Genomic DNA, 18061 nt, shown 5'->3' with positions numbered 1-18061 from the left:
CGGGATAAAAAACATGAGCAAGCTCGCAGGAAAAGTCGCGGTCATCACCGGCGCCAACAGCGGTATCGGCCTGGCCAGCGCCAAGCGTTTTGCGGCAGAAGGCGCGACGGTATTCATGTGTGGCCGTCGGCAGAAAGAACTGGATGCGGCGGTCGCGCAAGTCGGCGCAAATGCCCGGGGTATCCAGGCTGACGTATCGAGCCTTGCCGACCTGGATCGCCTTTTCGACATCGTCAAACAGGAAGCCGGGTTGATCGATATCCTGTTCGCCAATGCTGGCGGTGGTAGTTTCGCCCCCCTGGGTGAGATCACCGAAGCACAGTTCGATGCCACCTTCGCCACCAACGTCAAAGGCACCCTGTTCACCGTGCAAAAGGCCCTGCCGCTACTCAAGGATGGCGCTTCGGTCATCCTCACCGGTTCAACCACGCAAATCACCGGCACGCCTGCGTTCAGTGTCTACAGCGCCTCCAAGGCAGCCATCCGCAACTTCGCCCGCAGCTGGATACTGGACCTGGCGCCACGCAGGATCCGCGTCAACGTGCTGGTGCCCGGCGCTACCTCGACTCCTGGCTGGCACGCACTGGCAGACAATGACGAAGCGCATCGGGAAATGGTCCGATTTGTCGAAACCACCACCCCCCTGGGGCGCCTGGCGGAAGCCGAAGAGTCCGCGAACGCGGCGCTGTTCCTGGCCTCGGACGAAAGCTCGTACGTCAACGGTAGCGAGCTGTTCGTCGATGGCGGTGCGGCGCAGGTCTAGATATCCAGGGCCGGTATGGTGAGACGCGAGGGTGGTGCAGCCTGCCGCCAGCTCAATGCTGACTGTATTTTTCGGCCAACGCCGCGTACTCATGGGGCTCGGGAAATCGCTCGAAACTGTGAGCCGCCCCGGTGGCGGCCCACGACAGTTTTTCGCTCGTCCAGGTTTCCATGAATGGCCTGAAGCGCTCGGGGTTTTCCAGCAAGGTACTGCGCACACCGATCACCGTATCGTTGCCGTCGGGGCGGGTGAACACCCAGGTCAGACAATCAGGGCAAAACAGATGTCGTGTCGCGCCTCGCAAACCGCCGGTCACCGGGGTTCCCCGGGTGAGCACAAAATGCTCCGCCAACACCAGTGCAGTGAGGGAGAACGCACTGGCAGCCATCTTCTGGCAGCCTTTGCAGTGACAGGCGCTGGTAATGATCGGCTCGGCGCGCAGTTCGAAAGCGACTGCCCCGCAACGGCAACTGCCTGTGGTGGTGATCGAGTGGGTCATGCTGTCTCCGATTCGTGATGCTGCCAAAGCCTGCGGATGAGTCCCTCCGCCTGGCACCTGCAAACAGCATGGCGCAGATACTCAGACAAGCCTATTGGGCAAAACTGACCTGCTGTTCGTCAGGAATGTATGAGCCTCTCCCAACCCAGGCGAAGGAACCACCCCTCAGTTCTGCGAAGCCGTGTCCGATGCCTACTGAGTGCGAAGCACTGCGCCCTGACGACTGTTCGCCTCCTGTGCGCGTGGTTTGAGCATGGGTGTCAGGAGCAGCAGCGCCAGGGACGCGGCCACGAGCACGCCATAGGAGGCTTCGAAGGTGCCTGTCCGGTCACGCAGGAAGCCAAAGGCAAAGGGCCCCAGCGCTGCCGTGAGGTAGCCGACAAACAGCATGAAGGCCGTCCACTGGCTGGCCTCTTCCTGGGAAGTGGTGTTGTCCAGCGGCAGCGTCATGGCCAGGGCGAAACACGTGCCCTGCCCCAACGCGATGACCATCACCGGTATCGCACCCAGTGCGTGCGGTGACAGCCAGAGCAACGCCGCCCCCACCGTGGACAGGACCGCGGCCCCGGTCAGCCACCCGCGACGATCCGGCGTGTTGCGGGTCATGATCCCCGACACGAGGCTGCTGGCCGCGACAATGGCGGTGAACAGGCCCAGGTTGCTACCGGGGCCCAGGCTGTTGATCGCCAGCTCCCGACTGCTTTCACCCACCCAGGCAAAGCAGGCGTAGCACACAAACTGGCTCAAGCCGAAGTACACCGCGATCAACCAGGCCCGACCAGTACGGGCCGGAGACTGGCTGACAACGGCTGTCGAAGCGCGTTCAGCGTGAGGCCGGGAGGGAAAGATCGAGGCCAGCCGTTGCCAACTGACAATGGCGAACAAACAGAGGATCGCCCAGACACCAGCCGCCAGGCGCCAGCCACCCTCGGCGAGCGCCACGTACTCGCTGCCTACGGCCGCCATCGTGGCACCGACACCCAGCCCGGCGGCATAGATGCCCATCAGCAATGCCGCCCGGCTCGCAAAGTGGCTCTTGATCCAGCCACCGATAAGCGGTCCCGAGATAGCGACCCCCACGCCCACCAGGAAGGTCGACAGCAGGAGACTGCTCGACGAGCCCGCCAGTGCCCGCAGCACCAGCGCCAATCCGAGCAGTACCAGGGAGAAAAGAATCACGCGATCGTTGCCGAAGCGACGACCGATGCGCGGGATAAAGATCGCGAAGAACCCCATGCACACATCCGGTATCGCGGTGAGCAACGCCGCCTGGGCATGACGCAGGGCAAACTCGACCTGAATGGCGTGAACCAGCGGACCGACCGAGACAATACCTGGCCGCAGGGCCAGGGCCATGATGAACAGGCCCAGGCCCGCTACCGATGCAACGGCCTTCGATTTTCGATTGACTTGGACTGACACGTGATCCCCCGGGGCTCTATCGCTGAGTGCATTTGTGTGGCAAATACTAAGCTCGCCCCAGGACTGGACGGTTTTTCATGAATGCCAATATTCGTCGCCAAAGTGACACCTTCAACGCACACGGCAAAAGCGACGACTACAACGACTACCAAGACGTGCCAAGGCTGATCACCGCATTCTCCCGAGACCAGAAGGCGGGCAGCTACAACGCGCCGCACAGCCACCCGAGGGGGCAGTTTCTCTACGCGAGCGAAGGTTTGATGCGGGTCGCCAGCGGCAATGGCATCTGGTCCATTCCACCGCAGCGGGGGTTATGGATTCCGGCGGGTATCGTGCATGACCAGATCATGCTCACCGACACGCGGATGCGTACCCTCTACATCGAACGCAGCCAGGCCGACCAATTGGGTACGCGGGTCAAGGTGATCGAGGTCGATACGCTGTTGCGCGAGCTGATACTGGCGCTGGCCGAGCAACCCATGGTTTATCCGGACGATGTGCACAACACAAGCCTGGTCGCGCTGATCCTGCACAAACTCGAACACTCGCGAACCGTCCCGCTGGAAATTCCCTGGCCGCAGGACCGCCGCCTGGTCTCGATCTGCCAGCAGATCCTCGAGTCCCCGGCCATGCCCCAAACCATCGAGCAATGGTCCGAAGTGGTCGGGGCGAGCACTCGAACCCTGATCCGACTCTTCATCAAGGAAACCGGGATCACCTACCGCCAATGGGTACAGCAAGTGCGCCTGGCCCAGGCCCTCATCATGCTCGAGGCCGGCGAGCCCATCAATCGCATCGCCGACAGCCTGGGGTTTGCCAGCCCGAGCGCTTTCTCGGCCATGTTCAAGCGCATACTGGGCGAGTCGCCACGGGACTATCTGGATCGGGGCTGAGCTCACGGCAGGTGCTGCTCGCCCCTGAATCAGACCGGCTGGCTGTCCATCGCCTCGATCAGCGCGGACCTTATCTCCGGATCATTCGCGGTATGCCCGGCCTGTACGATCCTCAACTGCGCCTGCGGCCATGCGCAGGCCAGGTCATAGGCACTCTTCACCGGGCATATGAGATCGTATCGACCATGCACGATCACCGCCGGGATGTGCCTGATGCGGTCGATGTTGGCGAGTAACTGACCAGGCTCCAGAAAGAACCGGTTGCGGAAGTAATGCGCCTCGGCCCGGGCGATGCTGATGGCTATCTCGGGTGTCTCGAACAACCCCGCGCCGTCGGGCTCGTGCACCAGGGTCATGATGCCGCCTTCCCAGTTCCCCCACGCCAGGGCAGCTTCCAGGCGCACCGCCGCGTCCGGGCTGTCCAGCCGACGCCAGTAAGCCTCGACCATATTGCCTCGCTCCTGCGCAGGGATAAAATCCCGGTATCGCGCCCAGCGCTCGGGAAATACCCAGGCAGCACCGGAATCCATTTCATTCAACCAGTTCACTTCCTCCTGCCGCCCCAGGAAAATGCCGCGCAACACCAGGCTGGCGACTCGCTCGGGGTGCGTCTGCGCATAGGTCAGCGCCAGGGTCGAACCCCAGGAACCGCCAAAGACAATCCAGCGCTCAATCCCCAGATGCGTGCGCAGGGCCTCGATGTCGGCGACCAGGTGCCAGGTCGTGTTATCGGTCAACTCCGCGGGCGGCAACGACTGACCTGCACCGCGCTGATCGAAGAGGATGACCCGGTAGCGCTCGGGGTCGAAAAAACGCCGGGCCGTCGGCGCCACACCTGCTCCCGGACCGCCATGCAAAAACACGACAGGCTGTCCGTCGGGGTTACCGACTTCTTCGACATAGAGCCGATGCAGGGCATCCACGGGCAGGTGATAGCTTTTGTAGGGAGTAATTTCGGGATAAAAATCACGCATGGGCGACCTCGCGATGGGCTGGAAAGCATGGCTTGACCAATATGTCGACGGCCATGGCTGCGCATGCATCATACTGCGCGCAAGCCATTGGCCGTCGATAAAGCCATATCAGGCCGCTATCACCACCAGCGCAACGGGATGACCTAGCGGGCACCTCTGATCAGGTCCGCCGCTTTTTCGCCGATCATGATGCACACCGAGTTGGGGTTGCCCGAGATCAGCGTCGGCATGATCGACGCATCGGCTACCCGCAGCCCGTCGATGCCATGCACCTTGAGGTCGGGCCCGACCACGGCCAGCTCATCCACGCCCATGCGGCAGGTCCCCGAAGGGTGTAGCGCGGCGTGGGCTTCCCGATGGCAGAACTGCTTCATGGCTTCGCGCGAACGGATGCCGGAGTCCGGCACATGACGCCGGGCCACATAGGGCTTGAAGGCCGCCTGGGCCATGATCTCGTCGCCCACGAGACAGCCATCCACCAGGCTTTCAATGTCGTAGGGGTCGGAAAAATAGTTGGGCACGATGCGCGGTGGCGACATCGGATCGGCCGAATACAGCCCGACATGACCTCTGGACCGTGGCCGGATCTGCCCCAGGTTGAGGGTGCAACCATTGCCGCCGGGCACGGAGTCCACCCCCTCCTCGATGCCGGCGCCCACCACCATGAAGTACTGGATATCGGGATGGCTGGCGGCCTTGTCGCCCCACCAGAAGGCCCCGCCCTCGATCAGGTTGGAGGCGGCCGGGCCCTGCCTGAACAGCGCGTACTGCAACCCCGCGAGCATTTTCCAGAACGGCTTCTTGTACTTGTCATAGCTGTGGGGACCGGTCAGTTCATAGACCAGCGACACTTCGATATGGTCCTGCAGGTTCTGCCCCACGCCAGGCAAATCCTGGATTACCTGGATGCCATGCTCTTGCAACTGCGCCGCGGGCCCGATACCGGACAACATCAACAACCGCGGAGAGTTGATCGCGCCAGAGGACAGCACGATCTCCTTGTCGGCATGCATCACCTGGCGCACGCCCTTCTCGATGTACTCGACGCCGACGGCCTTGTTGCCCTGCATCAGAATGCGGATCACCCGGCAACCGGTCTTGACCGTGAGATTCCTACGCTGCCTGGCCGGTGCCAGGTAGGCCACCGCCGCGCTGCTGCGAAAACCGTTTTTGGCGGTGATCTGGTACAACCCGCAGCCCTCGGGCGTGCCCGAGTTGAAATCTTCGTTGTAGGGCAGCCCGTACTGCTGGCAAGCCCGCAGCCAGACTTTGGTCAGCGGGTGGATATTGATCGGATCGGACACCCCCAGCGGCCCGCCGACGCCATGCACGTCATTGCAGAAACGCTCGTTGTCCTCGGCCTTCTTGAAGTAAGGCAGCACGTCGTTGTAAGACCAGCCGGCAGCGCCCTGCTCCGCCCAGCCATCATAGTCGGCGGGCACGCCGCGGATATAGATCATGGCGTTGACCGAACTGCCTCCGCCCAGCACGCTGGCCTGGACCATGGTCGGCGTTTCGCTGCGCTGCTGGTCCGCGGTGGGCTCCCAGGCATAGCGTTTGAGCAACGGGCCCTGGGCGGTCTTGTAGTAGGCCCCGGGAATATGGATATAGGGGCTGCGATCGCGAGGCCCCTCCTCGAAAAGGACAACGGATGCCGCCGCGTCCTCGCTCAGACGCGATGCGATCGTGCAGCCCGTGGAGCCGCCCCCGATTACGATGAAATCCACCATGACGACCTCAGATCTTTTTAGTATTGAGCCGAATGTTGAAACGTGACCGATCAACCCGTCCGATCAAAGCACCAGGCGGGTCAGCAGCGCCTTCAGCTCCCGGGCGACGGCATAGCTGTTCTGTTGCTGCTGCTTCTTGCAGAACAACTCACAGCTCCACCAGCCGACGTAACCGGTGGCCTTGACCGCCGAGGTCCATTCGGCCAGATCCAGGACCCCGCTGCCCGTGGGAACATCCCTGAGGACTTCTTCATTGGGAATGCCGCCCTCGAAGGGCAACGAATCGCAGACATGCACGCCGTAGATCACGTCCTTGTTCATCCTGGCGACGTCATCGGGGGTGACGCCCGAGGTAAAGCAATGCCAGTAGTCGATCACCATCCTGACGTTGCCGCGCCCGATGCGATCAATCAGCCGCAGTTGATGCTCCAGGCTGTTGAGAGGCGTCCAGGACAAGGCTTCCAGGTAGAGCAGCAGATTGTATTGCCCGGCCAGGTCGGCCAGGGCGGCGAGGTTTTTCGCGGTCAACGCGTACTGCTCGGCCTGATCGAATCCCAGCAGGCCCGAGTAATGGGGGCTCTTGCCAAACCGCTGGAAATCAAGCACCGCCTGGACATTGATGGGACCAGTAAGCACCTGCACGCCCTTGGCCCCCGCCAGGTTGGCCAGTTGAAACAGCCGCTCCGCTTCCTTCATCAGTTCATCGCGCTCGGCGCCCTGGCGTTCGATATCGCGCAGGTAACCGATGCCGGGCACCCGGACGTGCCTGAGTGCTTCCTGAAGCTGCGATTCGGTATAACCGGCCTGCAGATACGCTTCCAGTTTGCTGCTGTTGATTTCCAGCGCGTCGAAACCCACCGTCTGTGCGATGTCGATATCCATGGCCAGGGTCGAGTGTTTCGCGACGGTGGAATGCAGGGTCAGGATGTTGTTCTGGGTTGTCATATGACGCTCCTACCATTGCCGTTGATTGTAGGGAGATGAGGTCCACCTGGAGATTTCGCAGCCCCGCCAAATACGCCGCAACCTGACGCAGAAGCTGCGTCAGGCAGGATCATCTGGCGCCGAGCGGCAGGCGATTGGCCAAGCCGGAGACTGTCCGCGCCGCGGCATCCAGGCGCTCCTGCGACAAGGAGCCGTCGGCGACGGCCGCGACAATCGTCCGCACGACCTGCGCCATCTGCGGCATCGCCCCGGCGGAAATCAGCAGCAGGTCCGCCCCGGCCTTCAACGCCGCCACGGCCACCTCGCCGAGGGACAACTGCCCCTGGGTGGAGCGATGGTCCAGGTCGATGGTCATGACCAGCCCCTTGAAACCCAACTCCTGGCGCAACACACCGATCAGTTCGGGTGAAACCGATGCGGCCACCGGCGGGGTGCAGGCGGCAAATATCGCCGGCCCCATCATCACCGCATCCGCCCCGGCGTCGATCCCGGCCTGAAAGGCCGGCCAGTAACGACGCAGTTGCGCCATGGACTCGCCGACCAGCGCTTCTTCCGTCGCCGGCTGCCGCAACAACACCGGATGCCCGGGAAAGTGCTTCAGCGTGCTCGCCAGCCCGGCCCGGCGCACACCCCGGACATAGGCTGCCACCATCGCCGCGGCCTGCGGGACATCGTCGGATAACGTACGGCCCGCCAGCCAGACATTGGTACCGCCGACCACATCGGCGGTCGGTGACAACAGCAGGTTCACGCCGGTATTGCGCACCGCCGTCGCGACCTGAAAGCAAGCCTCCTCCAGCTCGGCGCTGTCCATGGCCCGAGCCACGTCCGGCTCGGGCAACGCCGGGGTGATCCCCTGCAAGCGGTGAACAGCGGAGATATCGGCATCGGCGGCCAGCAGCAGTGGCCCAGCCAGCTCGGTGGCCGTGCCGGTGAAGCGCTGCCATTTATCCAGTGTTTCCGACTGCAGGCGGTCCGCGCTCATTTTTCCGCTGACATACTCCTGGGCAGTCTCGCCAAACAACAGGCTACGCCCGCCCTCGCCGAGAAAGCGGCGCACGTCATCCGTCATCCGCAGATCCAGCACTACCGGAAACAGGACGCCGTAGGCCTTGCGTTCATTGCTGTTCATGGCCCGCTCCGTCGCTGTCAGCATCGTGGGTGTCGGCAGCGTGAGTGGCGATGGCCAGTTGGCGAACCCTGGCGGCAGCGTCCAGCAACACCTGGCGCTCCAGCGTGCCCTCATGCACGGCGGCAACAATGGCCTCGGCGATAGCTTCCAGGCCCGACTCACTGGAGACGAGCAGCAAATGCGCCCCGGCCAGCAGCGACGCGACGGCGGTCTCGGTGATGTCGTTGCCCCGCAGGATGGACACCGCGTCCAGGTCGTCGGAAATGATCAGGCCCTTGAAGCCGAGGGTATCGCGCAGCACCGCGACCACCTTGGACGAGGTCGAGGCGGAGTGATCGGGGTCGATGGACGGGATCACTGCCGGCCCGGGCATAACGGCTTTCACGCCGCTGGCGATGACCGTCTTGAAGACGTCGAGGTTGTCATGGAGCAATTCCAGCGGTCCCGGCACCGTGGCCTCGGCAATGGCCGGGTCCTGCTCGGTGACAGGGTGCCCGGGAAAATGCTTGGCCGTGGCAATGACACCTGCCCGTTGCACGCCACGGATAAAGGCACAAGACACCCGGCTGACCTCAGTCGGATCGGCTCCCAGGTGTCGGTTGAGCAACCACGGGTTGGCCCCGGTGACCACATCGACGATGGGCGCCAGGAACAGATTGACGCCCAGGTCGCGGGCCGCGCTGGCCATCTCGAAACAGCGCTGCTCGATTTCCCCGGCAGCGAGGCTCCGCAGCTGTGCCCGGGAAGCGACGGCGGGCACCAATTGGTGCAGGCGTTCGATGCCGCCCAGTTCCTGGTCCACCGCGATCAGTAGCGGCGCACCGGCAATTGCCGTGGCCTCCCGCACGATATCGATAAAATCGGCACGGGACTCGCTGGCCTTGCGCTCCGCGCTCATGTCGCGGCCGACATATTCTTCCCGGGTTTCACCCAGCAACAGGGAGACACCGCCCCGGCTCAGGTACCGGCGCAGATTGTCGTCCAGTCGCAGATCCCCGAATGCGGGAAGCAGCACCGAATACGCGGCGCGATGCAGTTCGCTTGACATTGTTTTTCCTCAGCAGCGTTAGGGAGAGCCTGCCACCGAGTATCACGGGGGGTGTTTTCTTTCTCCATTTCGCACCCGATCGATACCTGACGCGAACTGAAGCACCCCGCGCCGACAAGCAGTGTTACCCACGCAAATTCAATGTGTTACCCACTCACCTCAGGCGTAACCCAATCATCAATAAATAAAAGTTTTTTCGCCCTAGCGCGGCAACTTCGCACAGATTGCCAATGCCACAAGACGATACAAACCGCTTACAATCTGACGCAGGCATTTATTCATGAAACGCCCCGTTCCAATCGGACAAAGCGGCATGGAACATGCTTTCTCCAATACCAGGATATTCAAATGCTTGAAGAGGTTATGTCGGTTAAGCAAAAGGTTATTCGATAACTGGGCTATAACTTTCATAACTTGCGTCTTAACCGAGCCGACCCGTCGAGAGAATCATGCCCAGTCGAGGAGAGACCCCCACCATGTCGTTAGCGGCCGCCACTTCGCACCCTGAGCGCCAGCAGGTACGCAGCGACTTGCAGGCCAATGTGCAAAAGAACCTGAGTACGCTCGTCGAGTCCTGCCGGTCGGTTGCCGATATGTGTCGAAAAGTTGATGTGAACCGCCAGCAGTTCAATAAGTACCTGGTGGGTCAGCACGTGCCTTCACAGAAGATCCTGCAGAAGATAGGCCGTTATTTCATGATGGAAGCGGAAGATCTTTTTCGCCCGCCCGCCGAGTTCAAGAAGTTCTATGAAGGTTATGAAAACGAACTGCCGACGGACTTGCGTGCCTCGGAGCAGTTCAATCATTTCCTGCCGCTGGCCAAGCAGTCGGCGGACTTGCTCGAAGACTATCTGGGCGTCTATTACCGCTACCACAACTCGTCGATCTACAAGGGGCGGATCCTGCGTTCGGTCACCTGCCTGTATCGCGCCGACTCGATGGTGCAATACGTCACGATCGAACGTTTTCCGTTGCGCGATGGCAGCGGCAAGATCGGCTACTCCTTCACCTACCACGGGTTTTGCCTGCTGCTTGGCGACCGCCTGTTCATGGTCGACTTCGAGGGCAAGCAACGCAACGAGATGACCTTCTCGATCCTGACGCCCCAGCATCGCCGGCCGATCCGCTTCCTCTACGGGTTGGTCACCGGCGTGGCCTCGTCCTCGTTCCGCCAGCCCTTCTCCACCCGCATGGCCCTGGGGCTCGTGGACAAGGGCAAGATCCGCAAGCATCACTTGCGCAACGCTACCGTGGTGCTGCCCAGCGACCAGTCGATTCCCCTTGAGGTGCGCGAATACATGACCGGCGACAACGCCACCATCGTCTGGGGCGGTCAGGACTGAGCCGGCAGGGGCGCGTCGTGGCCCTCGCGCACCACCATCACCTCGACCAGCGAGGGCCCCTTGCTGTTCAGTGCCTTGACCAGGGTCGGATTGAGCTGTGAAGCGTGCTCGACCCGCCAGGCTTCAAGGCCGAAGTTGCGGGCGATGCCGGCGAAATCCGGGGCGTATGGCTTGCCGTCCGGCAAATTGAACTCGCCGGCCCGATGCTGCTCGACAGGCGAGGCCTGCCTGCCGCCCGCGGGACCGTCGGCACTGTTGTTGAAGACCAGGAACACCACCGGAATGCTGTGCATCACACACACGGCCATCTCCTGCATCGACTGCAACAGATCGCCATTGCCCACCGCGCACACCACCTGGCGGGCCGGCATGGCGAGCTTCGCCCCGATCGCCGCGGGGACGGCCCAGCCCAGGGTGCCCAGGGGGCCGGCGCACAAGTGACTGTGGGGATAGTGGACCGGGAACATCGCGCTGACCCGGGCCTGGATACGCCCTGCCCCGACCACCAGGATCGCGTCTTTTTCCAGGACCGAACGCGACGTTCGCTCGTCGCGCAACACGGCTTTCCTGCGGGGGATCACCGGTGGTTCCGCGCGCAAGGTGGCCGGCGGCAGGCTGGCATCGATCGCGGCGTTCTGCACGGCGTTTTCAATCGCCAGGCTGACCGGGCCGACGCGCCCGCTGAACATGGTATCGAAGGCCTGGCGCAGGGCCTGGGGCAGTTGCTCGATCGCGGACACCGCCACCTGCTCCCGGGTGATGCCGCCCGTCACCGCTTCGCCACGGCCACCACTGATCACCAGCAGCGCCGAAGACTGCTCGCGCGCGGCCGCCACGGCGCCCAGGGCCTTGGAAATACCCAGCGCGCCGGCCAGCACCACGGCCATGGGGCGCCCGCACGCGCGAAAGTAACCGTCGGCAAGGTGCACCGCGCTGTGCTCCTGCATGACGTGGATAAACGGAATGTCCGTCCCCGGCGCCAGCAAGGCTTCCACCAGCGCCCATGAACCGTCGCCCGGTATCCCGGCCACATAGTCGACACCGTTCGCTTTCAACGCTTTCGCAACAATCTGGCCACCAGTGAGCTTCACGCAATACTCCAGTCAAACAGGCGCGGGCGTCGGCGCGAATGCGCCGCGCCTCGCCCGAGGATCACCCCTGGAGTATTCGCCCTGCCAGGGCCCGGCTCAATTTCGCAGCGCACGCAAAAGAGACGCAGGTTGACGCAAATGATCGACCCCGACGCCGGCCAGGGTGAGAACTATCCTCAAGGGAGCCGCCTGCGCCGATTAGGTCACTTTGATGCGTCAGAGTGCGTCGCTTTTAAAAGGGCTGCGAAATTGAGTGCCTTGCCTGCCCGGCCAATACTCGATCCATGAAAACAAAAAGCCGAGCCTATCAAGCGCTGGGCGCGCCGCCTCCAGGCCTTATCCCGTAAACCGGGAAAAGCGCGCGTCGCCCAGCCAGGGAAGAGTCAATCGGTCCAGTAGAGGCCTTACCAACCTCTCCAGCTGCAGGGAATCAATGCTGGCCATAACACTGCCGATCCAACTGACTGCAGGAAAAGGGAGACGTCCGGCGACCACCGCCGGGCGCTCGCCTTGCCAGTCGCTCAACGTTTGTACACAACCACCCTAGGCAGGAACTCGAAATGAAAAAAGAAACAGAGACGGGTTATGGTTTGACCGGCATTGACCTCAACTCCATCAGCTTGAAACGGCGCTCGTTCCTGCTGGGCGCCGCCGCCTCTGCCGCGGGGTTGTATATCGGATCGTTCGTGCCCAGCGCCTTCGCCGCGAGCACAGGCCACCTGGAAATTCTCGGCTGGGAAGGTGAAACCGGCGACGCGGAACTGGCCGATTGGCGCAAGCAGCGTGGCGTCACCGTCCGCTCCAGCTACGCCAGCAACCAGGACGACATTACCGCACGGCTGGCCGGCACCGATCCGGTGCAGCTCGACCTGACCATGTACGCCCTGGGCTACGAGAAGATCTACAAGGAGATGGGCCTGCTCAAGGCCATCGACACCGCGAAGATCCCCAACTACTCGGCCGACAATACCCTGCCGCTGTTCTACAAGGGCAGCCGCTGGTACTGGGATGGCAAGCAGTGGGGCATCCCGCTGCTGTGGGGGATGAACACCATCGTCTACAACCCCGGGAAAGTGAGCAAACCTGCCGAGTACAAGGATCTGCTGGACCCGAAACTCAAGGGCCGGCTGACCTTCGTCGACGACGGCACCTCGAACTGGTCCCTGATCGCAGCCATTGGCGGCTACGCCGACAAATACCCGAACCTGACCCATGCCGAGTTCAACGACGCCTTCGAGAAACTCAAGCCTTACCGTGATCAGTGCCGCGTGTTCGCCGCCTCCTCGGGCGACGCCGTGTCCCTGCTGGTCTCGGGCGAAGTGGACGTCGTGTTCTCGGCCTCTGCCAACACCCCGAGTGAAACCATCAAGCGTGGCATCACCACCGCCCTCTCCGTCCCCCAGGAAGGCGCTGCGCTCTGGTGCGACGCCCTGTTCATTCCCAAGACCGCCAAGGACATACCCCTGGCCCTGGAGTTCATCAACAAGACCCTGGAAGCTGAAACCCAGGCCAAGATGGCGACCACCATGTTCTCCGGCGTGGTCAACCCCAAGGCCATTCCTCTGCTGCCCAGCGACTTGAGGAACACCTTCGACTACGAGCGCCTGGATAGCTTCTTCGAGAAATCCAAACTCTACGGCCAACCGCCGCTGAGTTCCGACCAGTACGTGACCTACGCCGAATGGATCGACCAGTGGGCGAACTTCAAAGGCTCGTTCTAAAGCGTTTGGCAAGCCGTCGCAGGGGGGCGTGTCCACGAACACGCGCTCTCTGACCCAAGCGCCACGTCATCGAAAAAAAAGCACAGGCAACTCATCATGACCGTAGTCAACAACAGCGAGCCCATCACCCTGGACGACCGGGATGCGAAAGCTGGCAAACGCGTGAAAATCGACCGGAAAACCCTCAGCGGATACTGGCTGGCATCGCCTCCGCTGTTCTTCCTGGTGGTGTTCTTTCTCATTCCATCGGTGCTGCTGCTGATCGCCAGCTTCTGGACGGCCAAGACCTTCAGCATGGAGCCCGCCGCCACCCTGGCCAACTATGCCAAGGCGCTGAATGCCAGCGGCTTCTATGAATCACTCTGGATCGCCCTGCAAAACGGCTTCTGGACCGCCCTGCTGTCGACGGTGATCAGTGCGCCGGTGGCCTACTACATCGTCTACCGCACACGCTCCAACGCCGTGCTGTACCTGGCCCTGGTGTCGTGGTTCTCCAGCTACCTGGTGCGGGTCTATGCCTGGCGCTCGATCCTGGGCACCAACGGCGTGATCAACTCCACCCTGCAGCACTTCGGCCTGATCGACCAGCCACTGGAATGGCTGGTGTTCAGCAAGTTCTCGGTGGTGCTGACCCTGGTGCACATCATGCTGCCCTTTACCCTGCTGTTGCTGGTATCGGGCCTGCGCGACATCAAGCGCGACTACCTGGAAGCCGCCGCCGACCTGGGCGCCGGCGGCACCACCATCCTGTGGCGGGTGATCATGCCGATGGCGCACAAGAGCATCGTCAGCTCGTTCATGTTCACCTTCGTCCTGGCCGCCAGTGACTACGTCACCCCGCAATTGCTCGGGGGCCGGGATGCGATGACCACCGGCCTGGTGATCGCCAACCAGTTCCGCTCGGTCGGCAACTGGCCGCTGGGGGCGGCGATGGCCTATCTGCTGCTGATCGTCTTCATGCTGGTGTACGCGCTGTTGCTGGGCGTGTTGCGCGCTGCAAACCTGGCACCCGGCAAGCGCTACCACGACTGATGGCCGTCCACAAAAAAGGTAACTTGCCATGATCCGGCTATTCACTTACGTCTACATGTTGTTTCTCTACGCCCCCATCGCGATTATCGCGTTGTTCAGCTTTCACTCGTCCGCGTCGCTGTCGTTCCCGTTCGAAGGCTTCTCCACCCAATGGTACGAGGCGCTGTTCAACAGTTCGGACTTCATGACGGCCCTGACCAACAGCGCCATCGTGGCCGCCGGTTCGGCCATCCTCACCACGTTGCTGGGCACGTTCTCGGCACTGGCGCTGATGCGCATGAAAGGACGCGTGAAGGCCGTGTTCGCCTTCATGAACTTCGCCCCCATCGCCCTGCCCGGTTTGTTCCTGGGCATTGCCCTGGTGATTTTCTTCTCGCTGGTCGGCCTGCCCCGTTCACTGCTGACGGTGATCATCGGCCACACGCTGTTCACCTTTCCGTTTTTCGTCGAATCGGTGCGTTCGCGACTGGAGTACTTCGACCTGTCGTTCGAAGAGGCCGCGCGCGACCTCGGTGCCTCGCCCCTCAAGGCATTCTGGCTGGTGACGCTGCCGATCATCGGGCCGACCATCGCCGGTGCCGCGATCCTGGCCGTGGCCCTGTCCATGGACGAGTTCCTGATCACCGTCTTCGTCACCGGCAGCGACACCACCCTGCCGCTGATGATTCTTTCGATGATGCGTCGCGCGGTCAGCCCCACCATCAATGCCGCCTCGGTGTTCATGCTGGTCGTGACCATCGCCATCATCGCCATCGCCGGCCTGGTCATGACCCTGCGTCGTCGCCGCCTTGAACTTGAACGTGCTGAAATTGCAGAGTAATCGCCATGACCAACAGTATTGAACTGACCGGAATCTCCAAGAGCTACGGCAACCTGACCGCCCTGGGCAAAGTCGACCTGACGGTCAAGCGCAATGAAATCCTCACCCTGCTCGGCCCCAGCGGCTGCGGCAAGACCACCCTGATGCGCATCATCGCCGGCTTCGAGGAACCGACCACCGGCAAGGTGGTGATCGATGGCAAGGATTCCACGGCCCTGGCACCCGAACATCGCCCGGTGAACATGGTGTTCCAGAAATATGCGCTGTTCCCGCACCTGGATGTATTCGACAACGTGGCCTTCGGCCTGCGCCTGAAGAAGAAGCCCAAGGACGAAATCAAGCGTGAAGTGACCAAGGCCCTGGAGCTGGTGCAACTGGACAGCTTCAAGAACCGCTGGATCTCCGAGCTCAGCGGCGGGCAGGCGCAGCGCGTGGCCCTGGCCCGCGCCCTGGTGAATCGTCCGGCGGTACTGCTGCTGGACGAACCGCTGGCGGCCCTGGACCTGAAGATTCGCCACCATATGCTCAACGAGATCAAGCGGATCCACGAAGAGACCTCGACCACTTTTGTCTATGTCACCCACGATCAGGACGAAGCGATGATCCTGTCCGACCGCGTGGTGCTGCTGAACAAGGGCGGCATCGAACAGATCGGCGGGCCGCAGGAGATGTACTGGTCACCCCGTACGTTGTTCGCCGCGAAGTTCTTCGGCGATACCAATATCATCAATGGCACCTACGGCCTCGGCGACAGCCGTGACGGCTATGTGGAACTGCCGTTCGGGCGCTACGCCCATGCGGCCAAGAGCGGCGTGGGGGCCGGACCGGTGAATGTCTCGATCCGTCCGGAAACCATCGGCCTGGAGCCGGCGCTGGGGGCGGCCCTGGCCAACGGTGCCTTCGCCGGCAAGGTCAAGGACACCTCCTTCATCGGAAACCGGGTGATCTACCGCGTCGCGGTGGCCGGCGGCACCCTGGACCTCAAGTGCCAGCAACTGCCGACGCCCGGCAGCCATGCCCTGCCGCCGGGCACGGATGTGGCGCTGACCTGCAAACCCGAGAGCTTCGTGGTGATCCCGGCCTGAATGACCAGGCGCTGAACGACAAGTTTGCGAACCTCTCCCTGACGCTGGCTCATGACCTCTTTGATGAGAGCATGATCCGGCGTTTTTTTGCGCCGGCGTTTCGTGTATTCCCGAAGGCAAAAAAAAGCTCCCCAAAGTGGGGAGCCTGGTGCTACCGAGTGACAAGCCTCAAGCGGGTTTCCGGTAGCGACGAATGCGGATATCGGCCTGCTCCTTGTGCCCGGCGAAACCTTCCATGCCGCACAGGCGCGAGCAGTACTCGCCCACCAGCACCGAAGCTTCATCCGTCAGCACACGCTGATAGGTGCAGGTCTTGATGAACTTGCCAACCCACAGGCCGCCGGTGTAGCGCGCGGTTCCGGTGGTGGGCAGGGTGTGGTTGGTGCCGATGACCTTGTCGCCGTAGGAGACGTTGGTACGCTCGCCGAGGAACAGCGCGCCGTAGTTGGTCATGTGCTTGAGGAAGTACAACGGGTCCTCGGTCATCACCTGCACATGCTCGGAGGCTATGCGGTCGGCTTCCTGCACCAGCTCGTCGACGGTGTCGCAGAGGATGATCTCGCCGTAGTCACGCCAGGCGACCGAGGCCACGGGCGCGGTGGACAGGAGGGTCAGTTGGCGTTCGATTTCCGCCGGCAGGGTTTCCGCCAGCCCGGCGCTGTTGGTGAGAAACACCGCGGGCGAGTTGATACCGTGCTCGGCCTGGCCCAGCAGGTCGGCGGCGATGATTTCGACATCGCTGCTGTCATCGGCGATCACCAGGGTCTCGGTAGGGCCGGCGATCAGGTCGATGCCGATCTTGCCGAACAGTTGCCGCTTGGCTTCGGCGACATAGGCGTTGCCCGGGCCGACGATCATGTCCACCGGTTTGAAGGTGTCGGTGCCCAGGGCAAACGCGGCAATCGCCTGCACACCGCCCACGCAATAGATTTCATCGGCACCGGCCAGGTACATGGCGGTCACGATGGCCGGATGGGGCTTGCCATCGAAGGGCGGCGCCGCGGCAACCACGCGCTTCACCCCCGCCACCTTGGCGGTCAGCACGCTCATATGGGCCGAGGCCAACAACGGGTATTTCCCGCCCGGGATATAGCAGGCCACCGAGTTCACCGGAATATTGCGGTGCCCGAGGATCACGCCTGGCAGGGTTTCGACCTCGACATCGTGCATGGATGCCTTCTGCACTTCGGCAAAACGGCGTACCTGGGCCTGGGCAAAGGTGATATCGCCGATTTCCTGTTCGGACAGACTCGCTACACACGCCGCGATTTCTTCGTCGGTCAATCGAAAGGACACCGGCGACCACTTATCGAACTTGCGCGAGTACTCACGCACGGCGGCGTCACCGTTGCGGGCGACGTCGGCGATGATCTCCTCAACGGTATCGCGGACTTGGGCGGCGATCTCGGCTTGGGCTTCGACCGGTTTGCTTTTTTTCAGATAACGAATCATCAACGTACTCCAGGTGGTTCTGAGTGCATGCCAGACGCACTCGGCGTCAGCGATCATCTTTTCCCACCCCCCTGCCCCGGGCAATTTCGCAGCGCTCTTATTGATGACGCA

Annotated in this window: 16 protein-coding genes; 7 read left to right on the top strand and 9 right to left on the bottom strand. The window is 62.3% G+C overall.

The annotated features are described in order from the left end of the window. The first annotated feature begins 13 nt into the window (after positions 1-13). Positions 14-763: an SDR family NAD(P)-dependent oxidoreductase gene (locus ACL9RJ_RS01460; protein ID WP_017128551.1), complete on the top strand. Its 750-nt coding sequence runs from the start codon at positions 14-16 to the stop codon at positions 761-763. A gap of 52 nt (positions 764-815) precedes the next feature. Here the strand turns inward: ACL9RJ_RS01460 and ACL9RJ_RS01455 are convergent, their stop codons facing one another. Both ACL9RJ_RS01455 and ACL9RJ_RS01450 read right to left on the bottom strand, forming a co-directional pair. Then, a complete protein-coding gene (locus tag ACL9RJ_RS01455) occupies positions 816-1262 on the bottom strand; it encodes a GFA family protein (protein ID WP_422764782.1) in 447 nt (148 codons plus the stop codon). 192 nt (positions 1263-1454) lie between these two features. After that, positions 1455-2684, bottom strand: coding sequence for a CynX/NimT family MFS transporter (locus ACL9RJ_RS01450; protein WP_017128553.1), 1230 nt, complete (start codon positions 2682-2684; stop codon positions 1455-1457). Positions 2685-2761: 77 nt separating this feature from the next. Between ACL9RJ_RS01450 and ACL9RJ_RS01445 the strand changes: the two genes are divergently transcribed. Beyond that, positions 2762-3577 (top strand): AraC family transcriptional regulator, encoded by an 816-nt coding sequence (locus ACL9RJ_RS01445; protein ID WP_422764781.1) that lies wholly within the window; start codon positions 2762-2764, stop codon positions 3575-3577. 29 nt (positions 3578-3606) lie between these two features. On the opposite strand, the gene pip is transcribed toward ACL9RJ_RS01445, so the two are convergent. The 5 genes from pip to ACL9RJ_RS01420 form a co-directional block, all read right to left on the bottom strand. Then, a complete protein-coding gene (gene pip, locus ACL9RJ_RS01440; protein ID WP_177107983.1) occupies positions 3607-4551 on the bottom strand; it encodes a prolyl aminopeptidase in 945 nt (314 codons plus the stop codon). Between the two features lie 143 nt (positions 4552-4694). Continuing rightward, on the bottom strand, positions 4695-6281 hold the full coding sequence (locus tag ACL9RJ_RS01435; protein WP_177117954.1) for a GMC family oxidoreductase: 1587 nt from the start codon (positions 6279-6281) through the stop codon (positions 4695-4697). A 63-nt stretch (positions 6282-6344) separates the two neighbouring features. Next, a complete protein-coding gene (locus tag ACL9RJ_RS01430) occupies positions 6345-7226 on the bottom strand; it encodes a sugar phosphate isomerase/epimerase family protein (RefSeq protein WP_177117955.1) in 882 nt (293 codons plus the stop codon). Between the two features lie 109 nt (positions 7227-7335). Continuing rightward, the gene (locus ACL9RJ_RS01425; RefSeq protein ID WP_212809427.1) at positions 7336-8358 is read right to left on the bottom strand and encodes a glycoside hydrolase family 3 N-terminal domain-containing protein; all 1023 of its coding nucleotides are present in this window, start codon (positions 8356-8358) and stop codon (positions 7336-7338) included. Continuing rightward, positions 8345-9406, bottom strand: a complete 1062-nt coding sequence (locus tag ACL9RJ_RS01420; protein WP_177107987.1) for a glycoside hydrolase family 3 N-terminal domain-containing protein — start codon at positions 9404-9406, stop codon at positions 8345-8347. The genes ACL9RJ_RS01425 and ACL9RJ_RS01420 overlap by 14 nt, the downstream gene beginning before the upstream one ends. A 476-nt stretch (positions 9407-9882) precedes the next feature. Between ACL9RJ_RS01420 and ACL9RJ_RS01415 the strand changes: the two genes are divergently transcribed. Further along, positions 9883-10749 (top strand): helix-turn-helix transcriptional regulator, encoded by an 867-nt coding sequence (locus tag ACL9RJ_RS01415; protein ID WP_017128560.1) that lies wholly within the window; start codon positions 9883-9885, stop codon positions 10747-10749. On the opposite strand, the gene ACL9RJ_RS01410 is transcribed toward ACL9RJ_RS01415, so the two are convergent. Beyond that, positions 10740-11840: a thiamine pyrophosphate-dependent enzyme gene (locus ACL9RJ_RS01410; protein WP_177082745.1), complete on the bottom strand. Its 1101-nt coding sequence runs from the start codon at positions 11838-11840 to the stop codon at positions 10740-10742. The two genes, ACL9RJ_RS01415 and ACL9RJ_RS01410, sit on opposite strands and share 10 nt — an antisense overlap. A gap of 560 nt (positions 11841-12400) precedes the next feature. Between ACL9RJ_RS01410 and ACL9RJ_RS01405 the strand changes: the two genes are divergently transcribed. The 4 genes from ACL9RJ_RS01405 (at position 12401) to ACL9RJ_RS01390 (ending at position 16498) form a co-directional block, all read left to right on the top strand. Next, complete coding sequence (locus tag ACL9RJ_RS01405) at positions 12401-13561, top strand: ABC transporter substrate-binding protein (RefSeq protein WP_177117959.1); 1161 nt, start codon at positions 12401-12403, stop codon at positions 13559-13561. A 96-nt stretch (positions 13562-13657) separates the two neighbouring features. Further along, complete coding sequence (locus ACL9RJ_RS01400; RefSeq protein ID WP_017128563.1) at positions 13658-14593, top strand: ABC transporter permease; 936 nt, start codon at positions 13658-13660, stop codon at positions 14591-14593. Between the two features lie 28 nt (positions 14594-14621). Next, the gene (locus tag ACL9RJ_RS01395) at positions 14622-15413 is read left to right on the top strand and encodes an ABC transporter permease (protein ID WP_017128564.1); all 792 of its coding nucleotides are present in this window, start codon (positions 14622-14624) and stop codon (positions 15411-15413) included. Between the two features lie 5 nt (positions 15414-15418). Continuing rightward, positions 15419-16498: an ABC transporter ATP-binding protein gene (locus ACL9RJ_RS01390; RefSeq protein ID WP_017128565.1), complete on the top strand. Its 1080-nt coding sequence runs from the start codon at positions 15419-15421 to the stop codon at positions 16496-16498. 168 nt (positions 16499-16666) lie between these two features. Here the strand turns inward: ACL9RJ_RS01390 and hisD are convergent, their stop codons facing one another. Further along, a complete protein-coding gene (gene hisD / locus ACL9RJ_RS01385; RefSeq protein ID WP_017128566.1) occupies positions 16667-17950 on the bottom strand; it encodes a histidinol dehydrogenase in 1284 nt (427 codons plus the stop codon). Between the last annotated feature and the right edge of the window lie 111 nt (positions 17951-18061).

It is taken from the genome of Pseudomonas sp. Mn2068, assembly GCF_049319725.1.
In the GTDB taxonomy this organism is placed as follows: Bacteria; Pseudomonadota; Gammaproteobacteria; order Pseudomonadales; family Pseudomonadaceae; genus Aquipseudomonas; species Aquipseudomonas gingeri.
The sequence above is the reverse complement of the archived record's forward strand: the minus strand, read 5'-3'. Positions and strand labels throughout refer to the sequence as shown.